The organism is Corynebacterium sp. HMSC065D07 (assembly GCF_001810695.1).
Lineage (GTDB): Bacteria > Actinomycetota > Actinomycetes > Mycobacteriales > Mycobacteriaceae > Corynebacterium > Corynebacterium hesseae.
The window spans coordinates 1-12503 of sequence record NZ_KV802421.1 but is presented as its reverse complement, the minus strand read 5'-3'; the positions used below and the strand labels follow the sequence as shown (position 1 = coordinate 12503).

Here is a 12503-nt window from a genome sequence, read left to right as displayed (position 1 = left end):
AAGATATCAATAACCCCGGCGATTTACTCCTACTTTCGTAGTGCAGGGATCGTTCCGGGGTTTTCAAAGCGCACATTATCATATCCATATGGAAATCCAAGCCCAGCCCAAGTACAGCTGTCCCAGTGGTTTTCATCTGCGCGAATGAGCAGGTACACCGATCATCCATCACCAGAAACGCTCTACCTTTGGAATACTCACCTCACGAAGACCTATCTCGCAGACATCGAACACCTCGAAGTACTCCTCCGAAATAGCATTCACAATGCCCTAACCGGAAGGTACGGCGAGCGATGGTTTGACGACGATCGAATCCCTTTCAACGATGCAGCGAAGAAGAATATCCGCAAAGCGAAGAAACGGGCCGGGAAGGAAGGCGCACCACCAGGAAAAATCATCGCTGAACTCAGCTTCGACTTTTGGCGCTTCCTCCTAAGCAGTCACTATCAGGCGAGCGTCTGGCCTCAGGTTAAGAAGGCGTTGAAGAAAACCCCTGGCAGCAGACAGCAGTTTGAAGATCTTGACTCCGTTGATAACGCCATCCAAATGGTGGCAAGCTTTATTGATCCTCATGCCGAAGCATGGATCAAGGACAATTCCCGAGTCCCCGATATACGGGCACAACGACCTTAGCTGTATACCGCAGGACAAAGCGGAAAAGAGCCGGGTTACTCGTAGCGAAGCGAGCTGAACATCCCGGTTTCCATGTGATAGGCGTTATGGCAGTGAAATGCCCACTCACCGGGGTTGTCAGAGATCAGGTCGGCGATCATGGTTTCACCGTGGCGGAGAAGGACGGTGTCCTTGCGTAGCCCGCCGCTGCCGGGCAGCGCCCACGTGTGACCGTGGATGTGCATGGGGTGGGGCATCATGGTCCTGTTGCGCATGACCATCCGCAGGCGCTGGCCCGCCTGCACGATCGCGGAGGAGGATTGGCCGTCGGTGAGAATGCTCCATTCATACGGCATCATCTGCCCGCCCAGGTCGATGCTGACTTCTCGGTCTGGTGTGTCCTCGGGCAGGAGTGCACGGTCTGCTGGCTTCAGGGAGGACAGAAGCAGTCCGGTGGACGACAACTCGGGGAAGTCGACATCGGGGTGAGGGGCCTGGCCGCCGGCGGTGCGGATGACGGCGAAGGCGCGGTCGTCTTTACCCACCGCCAAAGCCGTGAGCGGGAAGATGCCGTCGCCGAGGATGACCTCGACGTCGACACGCTCGCCCATCGACAGGTAGATCGATTCGGTCTCCCGGGGCTGGACGGGGAAGCCGTCGGTGTGGGTGACGGTCATGCGGTGACCACCGAGGGCCACCTTGAAGATGGTGTCACCGCCGGAGTTGATAAACCGCAGGCGGGCCTTGTCACCCGGGCGAGCCTCGAAGGTCCGGTGAGCACGGGGGATACGTCCGTTGATGAGGTAGTGCGGATACATCACATCGCCGGCATCCCCGCCCAGTACCCGGTCCGGGGTGCCGTGCATCATATGGCCGTGGCCTCCCATCCCCTTCTTCCCGTTATGGTCGCCCGAGCCCATTCCGGTGAGCTTGTCGAGCTCATCGTCGGGAGTGCCCTGAATGCCATCGACCCAGTCGTCGAGCACGATGGTCCACTCGACGTCCTGGTCCTCAGCGTCTTGCGGGTCACGGACGATCAGTGGGGCGTGGAGGCCGCGATCAAGCTGCAGGCCGGAGTGGGAATGGTAGAAGTAGGTGCCACCGTGGGGGACTTCAAAAACATAGGAGAAAGACTCGCCAGGTTCAATGGGGTCCTGGGTCATGCCGGGCACACCGTCGGCTGCGTTGTGGAGTGCGATGCCATGCCAGTGGATGGAGGTGCTCTCAGGCAGTTCATTGGTGATATCGACCTGGAGGACGTCGCCGACGGTGGCCTCAATGGCCGTATCCCCGGTGTCAGAGACGTATCCCCACGTCTTGGCTTCGATACCGCCGATATCCAGAGAGAGGGGCCGGGCGGTCAGTGTCCGGCGCACCGTCGGCTCGCCGAGCGCAGTGGGGGTGGGAGTGGGGCGAAGAGAGGAACCTGGTGCCGAGGCAGCGGGTCCAGGGTCGCTGGTGCAGGCGGCCACGGCCCCGGTGCCGGCGAGGACGAGCCCGCCGAGCAGAAACTGTCGTCGGGGAAACGCGTTCATCATGATTTAACCTTCCTTGGTGCTAGATTTCAGTGACACGGGAGACAGGTGCAGGTGAGGACCCTGCTGAGCCATCACGTCAGGCGCAGGTCTGTGACGCAGGTGGCACCGTCGTCGGCGGTGGAAAACTCCGTGGTGCCGGTACGCCCCTGGTAGCTGACCTCAATCAGGCCGGTGGCATCATCGGGAAGCCAGAAGCCAATAAACCCGTTGTCGAAGGTGGTTGTCGCCTCGTCCACCAGCACCTCACCGGTCGCCTCATCGGTGATCGTGACCTGGATATCCTCATTGTCGAGTTCCCCCAGGCAGGTCGTGAGGCTGTGGTAGAAGCAGTCGTGGGTGGAGGTGAGATAGGGTGCGATCGAGACATACGTCTGATTGTCGGGAAGATCGACCACGACTTCCTGGTCATCGCTCGAGAGCAGCAGTTCATCGGCACGCACTGAGGCGATCAGATCCGTGGGACGCTCCGTGACCTTCTGCCGGTCGAGGTGATCAATGATCTCCACCGCGTCCATGCCGGCCAGGCCATGGGTAGTCAGGAATGTATCCTGGGACACCGTCCCGTCGGCGGTGGGTTCCGGGTCGGCGGCCGAACACCCCGTGAGGGCGAGGGCAAGGGCGGCGGCTGCGATCGCTGCTCGTTTCACGTCAATCTCCTTGGATCGTGGTAAGACCGTGAGAAGACACCGCCTCAAGGTCGATGCCATACCTTTATCTAGCACGGGTGCCTGACGGACTAGAAATCAAAACCCCTGCTCACAGCCTTATAACAGGGCGAAAAGGGGGCGAATTCGGTGGGCTGGGTCACCACCGGGACACCACCCCACAGCCGTGGGCGATGTCCTTCTACCCGCCCCGGGTATGCGGTGCAGGCAGTGAAATCCCTGGTGGCGCCTGCTGAACCGACCAGGGGAGGCGATGCCGCCGGCCCGGGGTGGGGCGCAGGGGTGACGGCGGTCGAAGGGTGATGTTTGAAGATTTGATGAAGATTTCCCCGTTGGGCACTGAGCGAGGGTGATATTCCCCCTGGCCGGAGCGATACTGGGGTCCATGGCTAACCGCACACCGACCACCGCCACGCCCCCGGGGCGGGTGCTGGTCGTCGATGATGAACAACCCCTGGCTCAGATGGTGGCCTCCTACCTCATCCGGGCCGGCTTCGATACCCGCCAGGCGCACACCGGCACTCAGGCCGTGGACGAGACCCGTCGCTTTTCCCCCGATGTTGTGGTGCTGGATCTGGGGCTGCCCGAACTCGACGGCCTGGAGGTGTGCCGACGGATCCGCACCTTCTCGGACTGCTACATCCTCATGCTCACCGCGCGTGGCAGCGAGGACGACAAGATCAGCGGTTTGACCCTGGGGGCGGATGACTACATCACCAAACCTTTTAGCATCCGGGAACTGGTGACCCGGGTGCATGCGGTGCTACGCCGCCCGCGCACCAGCACCACCCCACCGCAGGTGACCACCCCCTTGATCGTTGGTGACCTCATCCTTGACCCCATCGCCCATCAGGTGCGGGTAGGGGAGACGACCGTGGAGCTCACCCGGACGGAGTTCGAGCTGCTGGTTGCCCTGGCCCTGCGCCCCGGCCAGGTGCTGACCCGCCACGACCTGGTCACCGAGGTCTGGGACACCACCTGGGTCGGTGATGAACGCATCGTCGATGTCCACATCGGCAACTTGCGTCGCAAGCTCGGCACCGACACCCGGGGCCGGGGGTTTATCGACACCGTGCGTGGCGTGGGCTACCGGGTGGGGCAACCATGAATCACGGACCCGGCCTGACCTTCCGCTTCCTGGCCGCCCAGGTGTTGGTCGTGGTGATTAGCCTACTGGTGGCCGCGGCCGTGGCCACGATGGTGGGTCCGACCCTGTTCCATGATCATATGTTGATGACCGGCCAGGAGGACCCCTCGCTGGAGCTGTTCCATGCCGAGCAGGCCTACCGGGGCGCCAACCTGATCACCCTGGCCGTCGCCCTGCCCACCGCCTTGATCAGCGCCCTGCTGGCCAGCCTGTGGTTATCGCGTCGTCTGCGCACCCCCCTGCAGGATCTCACCCGCGCCGCTACCAGCCTGACGGCCGGCAACTCCCGTATCCGCGTGCCCGCCGGAAAAGCAGGCCCCGAGGTCACCACCCTGGCGCATGCCTTCAACACCATGGCCGACCGGCTGGAACACACCGAACAGGTCCGCCGCCAGATGCTCTCTGATCTGGCCCACGAAATGGGCACCCCCTTATCGGTGCTCACGGTCTACCTCGATGGTCTCCAGGACGGGGTCGTGGACTGGAATAATGCCACCCACACGATCATGGCTGACCAACTCACCCGCCTGACCCGGTTGATGGAAGACATTGACGATGTCTCCCGGGCCCAGGAACACCGGATCGATTTGGACCTGGCGGAGGAAGGGCTCGGGGATCTGCTCCACACCGCCGCTGCTGCCGCGGGGGAAGCTTATGCTGACAAAGGCGTCGATTTACAGGTCGAGACCATTACGGACACCGCCCGGGTGCTCGTGGACCGGCAACGCTTCGGCCAGGTGATGAGCAATCTCCTGTCGAACGCGCTACGGCACACCCCGGCCGGCGGGCAGGTCCGGATCAGCGTCCACCGACAGGGGGCGTCCACCGCGCTCATCCACGTCGCCGATGACGGCGAGGGCATCCCACCTGACCAGCTCGGACACATCTTCGAACGCTTCTACCGGGGGGATGCCGCCCGCACCCGGGACAACGGCGGGGCCGGTATCGGTCTGACCATCTCCAAGGCATTGATCGAGGCCCACGGCGGCACTCTCACCGCCACCTCCCCCGGCCCCGGTCGCGGAGCGGTCTTTGCCCTCCGCCTCCCGCTGTCCCCTCCCGACAGTGAGGAGGCTGCTCGGTGACCACACCCTGCCCCGCGTGAGGGCCGCGACCTCGACCCATTGAAAATATACCCCCCTGGGGTATGCTGAAAATATACCCCCGGGGGGTATATGCTAGAGAGCGGCATCGCCGCACCCCACCGAACCGAAGGAGCTTTCCCATGATCACCTCCCCGCCCCGCCTCTTGCCGATGGCCTCCCACGGCTGCAGCTGTTGCGGACCTGCCTCACGTGCCGACACCGCCTCCATCCCTGCCGCCAGCGACTCGTCAGCAGGAGGGTCCTCCCCTAGCTACCAGGTCACCGGCCTGACCTGCGGGCACTGCGCGAAAAGCGTGACCCAGGCCCTTCAGGCCCTCCCCCAGGTCGACGACGTCCAGATTGATCTCGCTGCTGGTGGTGTTTCCACCGTCACGGTCACCGGTCTCGTACCTCCGGAGATGGTTCGCCGGGCCATCGAGGAGGCCGGCTACACCGTCTTATCCTGATCAGTTTTACTCATCATCTCGACCCCGACCGGGTTGAGCGAAAGGAACGTCATGAGCACTCCCCACCATTCGGGTGATCACCATGGTGATCACCCCGCTCCGGAAACAGACCACACCCACCACCCGGATCATGCCAGCCACGAACACCACGCAGATGCCGACACCCACGGCCAGGCGATGCCCCACGATCACCCGCACTCCGCCCTGGACGAAGACCACCACGTTCATAGTCACGGCGAACACGCCGGACACAGCACCGCAATGTTTCGGGACCGCTTCTGGTGGTCGCTGATTCTGTCCATTCCCGTCGCTATTTTCAGTCCCATGGTCGCCCACCTGCTCGGCTACCACCTCCCGGCATTCCCCGGATCCACCTGGATCCCCCCGGTGCTAGGCACGATCATCTTCGGCTACGGCGGAACGCCTTTCCTCAAGGGCGGATGGAAAGAACTGAAATCCCGCCAACCCGGGATGATGCTCCTGATCGCCATGGCCATCACCGTGGCGTTTGTCGCCTCCTGGGTCACCACTCTGGGGCTGGGCGGTTTTGACCTGGACTTCTGGTGGGAGCTGGCCCTGCTGGTGACCATCATGCTGCTGGGCCACTGGCTGGAGATGCGCGCTCTCGGGTCCGCGTCCTCCGCGCTTGACGCGCTGGCTGCCCTGCTGCCGGATGAGGCCGAGAAAATCGTCGACGGGACCACCCGCACCGTGGCCATCTCCGAGCTGGTCGTCGACGACGTCGTGCTGGTGAGGGCCGGTGCCCGGGTGCCGGCCGACGGAACCATCCTCGACGGAGCCGCCGAATTCGATGAGGCGATGATCACCGGCGAATCCCGTCCCGTCTTCCGCGACACCGGTGACAAGGTGGTCGCCGGTACCGTGGCCACCGACAACACCGTCCGCATCCGGGTGGAGGCTACCGGCGGGGACACCGCCCTGGCCGGGATCCAACGCATGGTTGCCGACGCCCAGGAGTCCTCCTCCCGGGCCCAGGCCCTGGCGGATCGGGCGGCGGCGTTATTGTTCTGGTTCGCGCTGATCTCCGCTCTGATCACCGCGGTGGTGTGGACCATCATCGGCAGCCCGGACGATGTCGTGGTGCGCACGGTCACGGTGCTGGTCATCGCCTGCCCACATGCCCTGGGCCTGGCGATTCCGCTGGTCATTGCGATCTCCAGCGAGCGGGCCGCGAAATCCGGGGTGCTCATCAAGGACCGGATGGCGCTCGAGCGGATGCGCACCATCGACGTGGTGCTCTTCGACAAAACCGGCACCCTGACCGAGGGTGCGCACGCGGTCACCGGTATCGCGACAGCTGTCGGCGTCACCGAGGGCGAGCTGCTGGCCCTAGCCGCCGCCGCGGAGGCCGACAGCGAGCACCCCGTGGCCCGCGCCATCGTGGCGGCCGCGGCCGCCCATCCCGAGGCCTCCGGTCGGCAAATCCGTGCAACTGGTTTCAACGCCGCCTCCGGCCGGGGGGTCCGGGCCACTGTCGATGGCGCTGAGATCCTCGTGGGCGGGCCGAACATGCTGCGCGAGTTCAACCTCACCACCCCGGCCGAGCTCACCGACACCACCAGCGCCTGGACCGGGCGTGGGGCCGGTGTGCTCCATATTGTCCGCGATGGTCAGATCATCGGTGCGGTAGCCGTCGAGGACAAGATCCGCCCCGAATCCCGCGCCGCCGTGAAAGCCCTGCAGGACCGCGGGGTGAAGGTCGCGATAATCACCGGCGACGCCCAGCAGGTGGCCCACGCCGTCGGTCAGGACCTAGGCATTGATGAGGTCTTCGCCGAGGTCCTGCCCCAGGACAAAGACACCAAGGTCACGCAGCTGCAGGACCGGGGTTTGAGCGTGGCCATGGTCGGTGACGGTGTCAATGACGCCCCCGCTCTGACCCGCGCGGAAGTCGGTATCGCCATCGGTGCCGGCACGGATGTGGCCATGGAATCTGCCGGGGTGGTCCTAGCCAGTGATGACCCGCGGGCAGTGCTGTCGATGATTGAGCTGTCCCAGGCCAGCTATCGCAAGATGATCCAGAACCTGATCTGGGCCTCTGGCTACAACATCCTCGCCGTGCCGTTGGCCGCCGGAGTGCTCGCCTCGATCGGGTTCGTGCTGTCCCCGGCCGTGGGCGCGATCTTGATGTCTGCCTCGACCATCGTGGTGGCCCTGAACGCCCAGCTGTTGCGCCGCATTGATCTGGATCCGGCTCACCTGGCTCCGACCGACGGGAAGGAGGAACACAGTGGGTCGATATCCCCCGTAACCGTTACTGACTGACCTTGTCTCTCGACCCCTAACTCACACCACCTTTGAAAGGAACGCTCATGAAACGCAGCATTACCCTCGCCGCCTTGGTACTGACCTCCACCCTGGCGCTGACCGCCTGCAGCGACGCCACCGACAACTCCGACGATGCCGACACCACCAGCACCACGACGGCAACCGCAGAGACCAACGAGACCCACCAGGAAGACACCACCACTGCCGACGAAGAGCACGGCGGGCACGACCACCCTGCCGACGGCGGGGCACCGCCGGCAGGCATTGAAGAGGCCGAGGATCCCACGTACCCGGTGGGCACTGAGGTCATCCTCACCGCTGACCACATGCCCGGCATGGACGGGGCTACAGCCACCATTTCCGGGGCGTTTGACACCACGACCTATTCGGTCAGCTACACCCCCACCGAGGGTGGGGCCCCGGTTACCGACCACCGCTGGGTCGTCCATGAGGAGCTCGTCGATCCGGGTCAGGCCCCCCTGCCCGACGGGGCGAGCGTTGTCCTGGATGCCGAGCACATGTCCGGCATGAAGGGTGCTGAGGCCACCATCGATTACTCCACCGAGGAGACGGTCTACATGGTTGATCTCACCGTCGACGGGATGACGATGACCAACCACAAGTGGGTCACCGAGAGCGAGATCCAACCCGCCGAATAGTCCACCCACCCTGAACCGCGAGACCAGACAAGGCACCCGCTCCAGAGTCGGTCATCAATCGCTGCCGACCATGCCGAAGCAAACCAGCCACACACGGAACCTGCACGCCCACAGGGCCCACGCTGAGGTAGGCCTTCTGTGTCACTGCTTCTCTTAGTCAGGGAAATATGCCCTGGAATGACCCTGGTGACAGGAGTTCATTCCAGGGCTTTGGGTGCTGTTGCAAAGTTGGGGCAGTAGGAAGAGCGACGTGAAATAATCACAGCCATGGGTATCTTCTCCGGTCGTCATTTCCCCCGTGATATCATTCTGTGGGCAGTGCGGTGGTACTGCCGCTAGGGGTGAGCTACCGAGACTTGGAGGAAATGATGACTTCAGCGGGGTGTGCCGGTTGATCAACCACGATCTACCGCTGGGTCCAGAAATACGCCCCTGAGCTGGACAAGCAAACACGGTGGTACCGGCAGGTACCTGACTGGCAGGCCAGTTCCTGGCGGGTGGTGAGACCTATATCCGGATCGGCGGCAGGTGGTGCTACCTCTATCGGGCGATCACCGCCGGTGGCCAGACCCTGGACTTTTACCTCTCTCCGAAGCAGAACGTGGCCGCAGCGAAACGTTTTCTGGCCAAGGCTCTCAGATACAATGCGTCAGCCGGGTATCCCAGAGTGATCAACACCGATAAAGCATCCTCCCTAGCCAGGGCAATCGCCGAGTTGAAGTCAGGGGGAACCTGCCCGCCAACAGTGGAACACCGACAGGTGAAATACCTCAACAACATCCTAGAAGGCGACCATGGTCGACTGAAGCGGATCCTCGGGCCGAAAGGCACGTTTAAGAACCGGACATCTGCATATCGGACGTTGAAAGGAATGGAGGCGATACACTCATTGCGGAAAGGGCAAGGCACTGTGTTTGACCTCACGGGCAACCGAACCCGGACGCGGTGATCGTCAACAGGGTCTTCGAGACGGCCTAACAACGCCCACACGCAGCGGCCATCAGGAAATGAGAAACTGAGTCTTCGCTGCTCTCCGCCCAACTTTGCAACAGCACTAAACAATCACTCAACGACCTGCGCATTTGCTCAAACTTTCACCACACAGCGATCCCAGTCAGAATTCGAGTATCGGCCCGCGATCTATCCAGACGGCAACCCGCCGTCAGAAAATCAAATCCGCAACCAATGCTTCATTCATCGCCACCTCAAATGTTTGGCACACAAAATTACAGCAACACGTCGAATCGGAATCCTAAGCATCCTGCGGATGCAAATGACTAAAGGAATCGCGTGCTTCCTGTTAAACGATGCGGATATACTGAGACGCTAATAAATCTCAACCTATAGAGTGAAGCCCACTCAGGCCGTAAACATCCATCAACCTCGCATGTAATGCCGCGGGAGCAATCGGAAGAAGCGAATCATTGGACGAACCGTTAACAACACTCACGGTTAAGCTCGATCACTTCACACCCCAAGGAACGCCGATGGTGCGTTTACCAAATGGGCTGCTTTTAGCCGGGGATCAAGAGATCAAGACATTGAGCCCTAAGGTAGGCGACATCCTCGTGTATTCCTCGGGCTGGGAAATCGCATCCGACGAGAGCTGGGAGGTTAAGGCCCAAATTGGGGTTATCGAACAAAAGTCCGGCCCCGACGAAATTCTTATAAAGACTCCAGACGGGTATGCCCACAAGTTGGTGCATAGAAATGCTCGATGGAGTCTGGGAGATTACGCCCTCTTCAATGAGAGTTCTTCGATTTTGAGAGTCATCCCACAAGAAGCAGCGCGAAAAAGCACTATCGAGGATGAAGCCAGTGCCTCGAAGTTTCGTATTGACCTAGACCCTGAGAGATTTCAGTGGGACTATTTTGTCGGCTCGCACGAGATACTGACCGACGCAAAACAAATAGTAGAGTTGTACACCACGCTGGAGGGACGAGATTTAATCTCACAGATGAAGGTTGATCCTGTACACGGGGTCCTTTTCGCAGGTCCACCAGGAACTGGGAATACCTTTTTAGCTCAAATAATGGCAGCCCAGTCTGGGTCCGCCTTCTATTTGGTTACAACCGCGTCTCTAGGTGGTCAACTGGTAGGGCAAAGTGAAGAACGACTTGAAGCAATATACGAGGACGCAGCTAAACAAGAAATGTCGATCATTTTTGTTGATGAGATTGATGTTTTAACTAAAGACCGTTCGAATGCGTATGAACACGGTTCCCGTCTCGTTAATGTATTTCTCACGAACATGGACGGAGTAGGTGCACCTGAAAATGTCCTAACTATCGGGGCAACCAACCGTATTTCCGACATTGACCGCGCGCTGCGCCGACCTGGGAGGTTTGACCGCGAAGTATATTTTCGTCTACCGAATCAAATGGACCGTCTTGAGATTTTAAAGTCTCGCACGCCAACGCTAGCCAACGATATTGACTTCGATAAAATTTCGTCACAAACCGAAGGATGGACTGCCGCAGAACTACGGTCGATTCTCCAGTACTCAGGAGAGTTAGCTGTCATCGAAGGTCGTTCAAGAATATATAATGATCACTTTCTTTTGGGATTTGAAAAAGCAACTACCGCGCGAAATGCTCGAAAGGGCGAAGAAAAGTGAATATTAAGAGTTGGTTCCGAAACTATAGGAAGAAGCACGAAAGCTTCCGTCGCTCACGGATTCTAAGGAAAATCGAGCGGCTTTCCCGTAAAGCGTCACCGCTGGGCGACATAAGACAGTTCCTCTATCTCGATGAATTGGCTCTTCGCAGCTTGTATATCTCCCGGTTCGGTCCTGAGGATGCCAAAAAGACCCTTACTCAGACGAGAACAAAGGACTTTGGATTGACACCCGGCAGCGGTGCATCTATTTCTCGGGTCAATGATCGAGCCTCGAATGGCACATCATCTATCAGCTTTCGATCTGGAAAAAGCAGAACCTTACAGATCGAACAAGTCTCTTCAGAACAGTCTCTTTTCAGAGATTTTGTGTCGAGAGAATCCTACGCCGGAAAAGAAAGTCAAATCTGGGACGGCGTGCCGCAATCCAGCAATCAACCAGAGATACCAACTGGTGGACTAAACCGCGGGCAACTAATTCAGGTCAGAATACGCCTGGAAGCCCACTCAATTTATGCCTATAGCACCATTGCTAACGCGCTTGTCGAAACCTCAGCCAATACTCCAGCTCTCGGAGTTTCCCTGGACGACACCGTTATCCAGGCCGCCCAACTAATTCAGCAAATGCTAATCGGCCAAATTCCAATAAACTCGGAGCTCGTTGATTGGGGCTGGGACAAAGAATCTAGCGCACTCATCCGTCGCGCTGATGGCACGGCAAATAATCCTATCCGCCTCGTCGGCCTTACCCAACTCGACAACTATTGGGGAGATGTTCGAGGCTTCCTTTTCGACAAATCCGAGTGCATTGCCCTGGTTCGAGTTAGCCAAGATACCCTCTCGACTAGCTGGTCTCCCCTCAAGCTCTTCGATGCTGCTAGGGGATTGCCTGGCTTCGACGGCTTTGATACAAAAATCGCCGAGTTGAATTCCTTGTTAAGCGGAAAGCAGAAAGCAGAAACACCGCTTTCAGATGCAGTGGAAAGAATCCTCAGCCATTACCTACAAATCAGAACCGACAATGAGGAGCTCAAGGTTCAACTAGAGCCACGAGTTAACGAAATAGCTCAAATGGTTCCCAATAGTTCTCAAAGTCAACTTAATAATGCATTTAACCAAGTTGATGTTTTACTTTCGTCGTCGGGAAGCACAGAAACCACTCCCGATGAGATCGGAAACTTGCGAAGCAAGGCAATTAAATTAGGCCGAGGAACCGGAGCTCCACTAAAGAGCGAGGAAAACGTCTTACGCCCACCGAACGATGATTCAGATCTCTATTTGGTAGGCGATATCATCGCTCTGTACTGGTAAAGACTATTTAACCCGTAGTGACTATTTCACCGTCATTCGCAAGAGAGGGATCGGAAGCTTTGCGGGCTCTTCCGGTTTTGGGGTGCGTAGCGGGGTGAGGTAGAAAACGGCGG

At 59.6% G+C, this 12503-nt stretch carries 10 protein-coding genes and 1 pseudogene; 9 read left to right on the top strand and 2 right to left on the bottom strand.

Annotation, left to right across the window (positions count from 1 at the left end):
• Positions 1 to 144: 144 nt before the first annotated feature.
• Positions 145 to 633, top strand: a complete 489-nt coding sequence (locus tag HMPREF2760_RS00145; protein ID WP_070533507.1) for a hypothetical protein — start codon at positions 145 to 147, stop codon at positions 631 to 633.
• A gap of 35 nt (positions 634 to 668) precedes the next feature.
• On the opposite strand, the gene HMPREF2760_RS00140 is transcribed toward HMPREF2760_RS00145, so the two are convergent.
• Complete coding sequence (locus tag HMPREF2760_RS00140; protein ID WP_070520396.1) at positions 669 to 2150, bottom strand: multicopper oxidase family protein; 1482 nt, start codon at positions 2148 to 2150, stop codon at positions 669 to 671.
• A gap of 71 nt (positions 2151 to 2221) precedes the next feature.
• Positions 2222 to 2797: a CueP family metal-binding protein gene (locus HMPREF2760_RS00135; protein ID WP_070520399.1), complete on the bottom strand. Its 576-nt coding sequence runs from the start codon at positions 2795 to 2797 to the stop codon at positions 2222 to 2224.
• 403 nt (positions 2798 to 3200) lie between these two features.
• Here HMPREF2760_RS00135 and HMPREF2760_RS00130 point away from each other — a divergent pair, with 403 nt between their 5' ends.
• The 8 genes and pseudogenes from HMPREF2760_RS00130 to HMPREF2760_RS00090 all read left to right on the top strand — a co-directional run bounded on the left by HMPREF2760_RS00130 (position 3201) and on the right by HMPREF2760_RS00090 (position 12390).
• Entirely contained in the window at positions 3201 to 3923 is a 723-nt protein-coding gene (locus HMPREF2760_RS00130; RefSeq protein ID WP_118781224.1) for a response regulator transcription factor, read from the top strand.
• Positions 3920 to 5047: a sensor histidine kinase gene (locus HMPREF2760_RS00125; RefSeq protein WP_070520402.1), complete on the top strand. Its 1128-nt coding sequence runs from the start codon at positions 3920 to 3922 to the stop codon at positions 5045 to 5047. The genes HMPREF2760_RS00130 and HMPREF2760_RS00125 overlap by 4 nt, the downstream gene beginning before the upstream one ends.
• Positions 5048 to 5187: 140 nt before the next feature.
• Positions 5188 to 5514 carry a heavy-metal-associated domain-containing protein gene (locus HMPREF2760_RS00120; protein WP_070520404.1) on the top strand — a complete coding sequence of 109 codons (327 nt, stop codon included), beginning with the start codon at positions 5188 to 5190 and terminating at the stop codon, positions 5512 to 5514.
• Between the two features lie 51 nt (positions 5515 to 5565).
• Entirely contained in the window at positions 5566 to 7800 is a 2235-nt protein-coding gene (locus tag HMPREF2760_RS00110; protein ID WP_070520407.1) for a copper-translocating P-type ATPase, read from the top strand.
• A gap of 47 nt (positions 7801 to 7847) precedes the next feature.
• Positions 7848 to 8462: a YdhK family protein gene (locus HMPREF2760_RS00105; RefSeq protein ID WP_049151221.1), complete on the top strand. Its 615-nt coding sequence runs from the start codon at positions 7848 to 7850 to the stop codon at positions 8460 to 8462.
• A 267-nt stretch (positions 8463 to 8729) separates the two neighbouring features.
• Positions 8730 to 9440 (top strand): annotated as a pseudogene (locus HMPREF2760_RS12400) (IS6 family transposase).
• Between the two features lie 446 nt (positions 9441 to 9886).
• Positions 9887 to 11080, top strand: coding sequence for an ATP-binding protein (locus HMPREF2760_RS00095; protein WP_148138827.1), 1194 nt, complete (start codon positions 9887 to 9889; stop codon positions 11078 to 11080).
• The gene (locus tag HMPREF2760_RS00090; RefSeq protein WP_070533517.1) at positions 11077 to 12390 is read left to right on the top strand and encodes a DUF6414 family protein; all 1314 of its coding nucleotides are present in this window, start codon (positions 11077 to 11079) and stop codon (positions 12388 to 12390) included. Before HMPREF2760_RS00095 ends, HMPREF2760_RS00090 begins: the two co-directional genes overlap by 4 nt.
• Positions 12391 to 12503 lie beyond the last annotated feature (113 nt).

Bases quoted from the DNA above. Each gene is read 5' to 3' on its own strand.
- HMPREF2760_RS00145 (WP_070533507.1), top strand. From the start codon at position 145: ATGAGCAGGTACACCGATCATCCATCACCAGAAACGCTCTACCTTTGG.
- HMPREF2760_RS00140 (WP_070520396.1), bottom strand. From the start codon at position 2,150: ATGATGAACGCGTTTCCCCGACGACAGTTTCTGCTCGGCGGGCTCGTC.
- HMPREF2760_RS00130 (WP_118781224.1), top strand. From the start codon at position 3,201: ATGGCTAACCGCACACCGACCACCGCCACGCCCCCGGGGCGGGTGCTG.
- HMPREF2760_RS00125 (WP_070520402.1), top strand. From the start codon at position 3,920: ATGAATCACGGACCCGGCCTGACCTTCCGCTTCCTGGCCGCCCAGGTG.
- HMPREF2760_RS00120 (WP_070520404.1), top strand. From the start codon at position 5,188: ATGATCACCTCCCCGCCCCGCCTCTTGCCGATGGCCTCCCACGGCTGC.
- HMPREF2760_RS00110 (WP_070520407.1), top strand. From the start codon at position 5,566: ATGAGCACTCCCCACCATTCGGGTGATCACCATGGTGATCACCCCGCT.
- HMPREF2760_RS00105 (WP_049151221.1), top strand. From the start codon at position 7,848: ATGAAACGCAGCATTACCCTCGCCGCCTTGGTACTGACCTCCACCCTG.